Raw genomic sequence first — 4,026 nt, forward strand, 5'->3', positions numbered from 1 at the left:
CTCATAAAGCTCCTCGGGTGTTTCCTTAACTTCATCCAGAACGTAAACGTAGTCATCATCATCCTGCAGAGATGCGTCGTCGTTCAGGATGGCTTCCGGATTCTTCAGCGCAGTGCCGAAAAGCTCACGAAATGCCTTGACCTGTTCAGAAGAGAAAAACCGTTCTTTCATCATTTTTCCTCCTTCCTTTAATGTTCACAATGTTTTGTCAGGGCCTCGCCTCAGCCCGAACTCATGCGAAACATTCGCAGGCTCAGGTGAGGCCCTGACAAATAAGGGAAATTAAGGAAGGAGGAAAAAATGGGAGACCGATAACCAGGTACCGACTTTATGTCTTACCCGCAGAAGCGGTCTCCCATGGCCCCGAGGAATGGGATGCCTTACCATTCCAAGAAGTGCATAAACACCCCCGTGAGAACAGGAGCCAAAACACCAATCAGAATAATCCCCTTCAAAATGCTCACAGCCTCGATCAATCCTTCCATGGGAGCCTCCTTTCTGCGGAAAGGACAAGGCCAAACCCATGGTCCCCATTGCGGGGAAAACATGGAGTACCTTGCCCTCCCCGCATTGGGGTTTGTTGTGCTAAAAGCAGCCAAACGAAACATTCATAAAATTGTCAAAGAGCTTACCCTCTTTTTAGGCCAAAAATAACAAGAAAACAAGAGGCGTTTTAGAGAATAGAACCTTCTATGAGTGGGATTTTTAACTCAAATCGAAAATGGACCCGTTAAAAACTGGTCTCCTTCGCAAAAATGTCCAGCAGTACCCTGGCAACTCTCCCAACATACCGAAGCCGCTTGTCCGGAGATGTCGCATTGTAGGCACCCACAGCATTCCAGGTCGGACCTAACCTGGTTACATTCTGCGCTAGTATCCATGCGCCAACCTGTATGTTGAGACATGCGTTCTCAAGCAAATCGTTTTCCGTAATCCCTAACCGTTTCAGGGTCGGAAGCCAGGCAGTGTTAATTTGCATGAGTCCCAGATCCCGCGTTCCGTTCTCGTTTACATGCACGGCATCGGGATCTAGTCCGCTTTCCACGCGGGCAATTGCATAAAGCAGCCAGGGGGAAATTCCATACCTGTTACCTGCTTCATTCCAACAGAACGCAAGCCCCTGCTCGGTCCAGGAAAACAACACAACGGCTGCAAGAATACATCGGAGAACAAGCCGCATGTGCCGCATTTTCCTATCCTTGTCTCTCCGGAATAATCCAGTGTTCTTCCGGTTTCGCCGCCAGAGGATGATCCTCGTTTCTGCTGGCCGGCATTTCAAAAACCCCGTGAATGGCATTGGTGATCGTATCCCGCAGCAAACGGGGATTGTCCACATACCTATAAACGGTTTCCCCATATTCTGCGGCGGTCTGTATGGTAACAGTACCATACCCCAAAAGCCGTCCCAGCAAAGATTGGCTGTAGGAAATGTTGTTAATGCGGTTCAGAGGACTTTCCTTGGAATACAAAGAAAACACACCAGACTCATCCACTACCCGCTGGTCGGTTACAAGCCAGATGTTCCGGTTCCTTTCCAAAACCGCGTATACAAAATACAATACCGAAAAAAGACACGAACCTGCGATGTGCAGAAAATACTTTGGAAACAGCATGGACCCGTAAAAAGCGGCCACCAGATGCAACCCCAGTACGTTCATCGGTTTATTGAGTACAATCCAGTGTGCACGCACGGACATGAGTACCTGTTCACCGGGATGCAATACCGTTCGAAATTTGGCAAACATATTACTCTTTCCCATCTGTCACACCTGTCTGTTTGTTGTCGTGTTCTTGAAACTTCACACCCAGTGCCATGGCCAAATCCCGGGTCCGGTCCATGGCAGACGGATAAATAAGGGCATACCGTGCCTGAAGTACCACGTTCCCCTCTCTTCCCAACTGCTCAATAAGCTCATTCATGCGCCTGGCAAATTCAGCCCCCTCACCAGTTAAGTCCGTTGTGGGATCTTCCTTCAACCTGTTCTCAAGTTCCTTCAGCTTAAGCTCTATCAGCTTGTCGGAATCCACCACTATAATTCCTGGAGTTTTCCTTTTTGAGATATCACCCGTTGAATGCTGCGGCAGTACATAATAGGACACCATGATCATCACTACCGATACAATGGCACTCACCAAAAACGTTTCAACAATGGATACCCCCCTTTCCGCTGTGCTTCTTCCCTTTTGATCTCCCACCGCCATGCCCGGCCTCCATTCCTTTCTATCCTTCCGTATCTTTATTCTGTGCCAGAAAATCCGTAATGGCTTCAATGGCAGGAACACCCCGATGTATCGCTCGCAAAATCTCGGTCCGTTCCGGACCCGACGTGCTGTACAGCACCTGGGTAAACCGGTCCACAACCAAACGTCCCACACCCCAGCCGCGACCAGTGTGGAATAGAATCTCCGAATACTGCCCCTTGACCGTATGTAGTTCCTTCATCACCCGGAAAGCATAGGGTTCCATTTTTATTTTGCCCTCGTGTTCCACGGACTCAATGGCTTCGGAGCGCTGCTGCAAAATCAACAAATGCGGAGAGTTCTCCGCTATGGCTCTTCCGTTGACACTCGAATACAAATCGTTAATCGACTGTGTAACTATAATGGCCGCACCATTGTATTTCCGAAACCGCCGATATCCGTGTTCCATAAACTTCGCAACACCCGGATCATCCAATAAATCCCATGCTTCATCTACTATCAGTATCTTGGGCTGATCCGTTCCAGACAAATACATTTCCTGCTGGATCCGGGCAATCAGTTGTAGCAGCACCACCTGCTGAAGTTGCTTTCGGGGCTTTAACTCCTCAAGCTCCAGCACGGTCATGGCATTGTCAAAATTAAGATTATTCTGTCCGTTAAACCACTGTCCGTAGGATCCGTATTTTGTCCACGGATACAACATATTTCCGAGATCCCTGAGACGGTCGTCATGTTGTCCCAAAAGGTATTCGTAAATATCCGTTACTGTCATGGTAGGTCCGAGATGTGCCCATACCGCCCTAATTGCCTCTTCCGTCCGCGCTAACCTATAGTCGTCCAAACCGTTCGGTGCCGCCATCTTGGCAATAAGCTCCCGAAGCAAGTCCGTATCATCGTCTATGTCCTTCACTAAGCTAAATGGGTTAAGACAGATCTGGCTTCGCTCAGAAAACTCGATAAACTCACCCTGTAACACCCCTGCCAGCTTTTCATAGCTTCGGCCTACATCAATTACCCATACCCGGGCACCACAACCAAGATAGTCCACGATAAATTGCTGTGTGAGAAACGACTTCCCCGCCCCGGATTCGGCCACAATAACCCCGTTGTAACTGGTGGGAGAGTCATAAAAATCAAACAGAATCGGTTGTCCCCGGCGGGATACGAAAATTGAAGCCGCCCCCGTCCCGGTCCCCCTCCATTCCCCAAGAATAGGTAGCAACTGACTCGCGTGCCGCACACCCATCGTGCGATAGCGCGACAGATTGGCAATGGACTCGCAGGACGGAAACAGAGGTAGCGTATTCCAAAACACCGGCCAGCAAATGTACCGCTCCGGGGCCACATCCATCTGGTGTATTGCATAGTACGTCCGGAGTGCGCTGGTTACCTTTTCCAACTCTTTTGCAGATTTTCCAAACAAAACAAGGTTGAATGCCACCTCAACCAGAACATCCCCGTCTTCCATGCTGTGCAGCAGCACGTCGAACCCGTGCTTTTTGTAGGCCAAACGAGGGATAAATCTGAGCAAAGGACCATATGCTTGGTACGTGATCGTCTGCGCCTTGTTCCGCACGGCGGCGGATTTGCTTCTCTGGTTCGGAAAATGAATTCCGGTCGTCATCATCCAAGGTACGGTTATCTGATTGCTGATTCCTCCGGGATCGCCGATCAGATATGCCATCATCGCAAGCGAGGCATGCTTCGGATAATTTTTGACTGAGATGGGCTGGACGTAGGTATCGTTTATTTTGATATACTCGCGGTTTAGGGTAATTCGGTCCCCCGGATACAGTATCTGGTCCCTGAGCAGCACATTTTCAT

At 49.4% G+C, this 4,026-nt stretch carries 4 protein-coding genes; all 4 read right to left on the reverse strand.

Annotated features, from left to right (window positions below):
• Positions 1-730: 730 nt before the first annotated feature.
• Positions 731-1,297 (reverse strand): lytic transglycosylase domain-containing protein, encoded by a 567-nt coding sequence (locus tag B9A12_RS17910; RefSeq protein WP_342752498.1) that lies wholly within the window; start codon positions 1,295-1,297, stop codon positions 731-733.
• Positions 1,194-1,745, reverse strand: a complete 552-nt coding sequence (locus tag B9A12_RS16400; protein ID WP_170920703.1) for a PH domain-containing protein — start codon at positions 1,743-1,745, stop codon at positions 1,194-1,196. The genes B9A12_RS17910 and B9A12_RS16400 overlap by 104 nt, the downstream gene beginning before the upstream one ends.
• 1 nt (position 1,746) lies before the next feature.
• The gene (locus tag B9A12_RS16405; protein ID WP_084059162.1) at positions 1,747-2,202 is read right to left on the reverse strand and encodes a hypothetical protein; all 456 of its coding nucleotides are present in this window, start codon (positions 2,200-2,202) and stop codon (positions 1,747-1,749) included.
• 19 nt (positions 2,203-2,221) lie between these two features.
• The coding region (traC, locus tag B9A12_RS16410; RefSeq protein WP_139796706.1) for a type IV secretion system protein TraC at positions 2,222-4,026 on the reverse strand (1,805 nt) is incomplete at its 5' end.

The organism is Desulfacinum hydrothermale DSM 13146 (genome assembly GCF_900176285.1).
In the GTDB taxonomy this organism is placed as follows: domain Bacteria; phylum Desulfobacterota; class Syntrophobacteria; order Syntrophobacterales; family DSM-9756; genus Desulfacinum; species Desulfacinum hydrothermale.

What these genes read in the sequence shown, in the direction of transcription:
- B9A12_RS16400 (WP_170920703.1), bottom strand. Translation starts at nt 1,745, where the DNA reads ATGTTTGCCAAATTTCGAACGGTATTGCATCCCGGTGAACAGGTACTC.
- B9A12_RS17910 (WP_342752498.1), bottom strand. Translation starts at nt 1,297, where the DNA reads ATGCCATTCACGGGGTTTTTGAAATGCCGGCCAGCAGAAACGAGGATC.
- B9A12_RS16405 (WP_084059162.1), bottom strand. Translation starts at nt 2,202, where the DNA reads ATGGCGGTGGGAGATCAAAAGGGAAGAAGCACAGCGGAAAGGGGGGTA.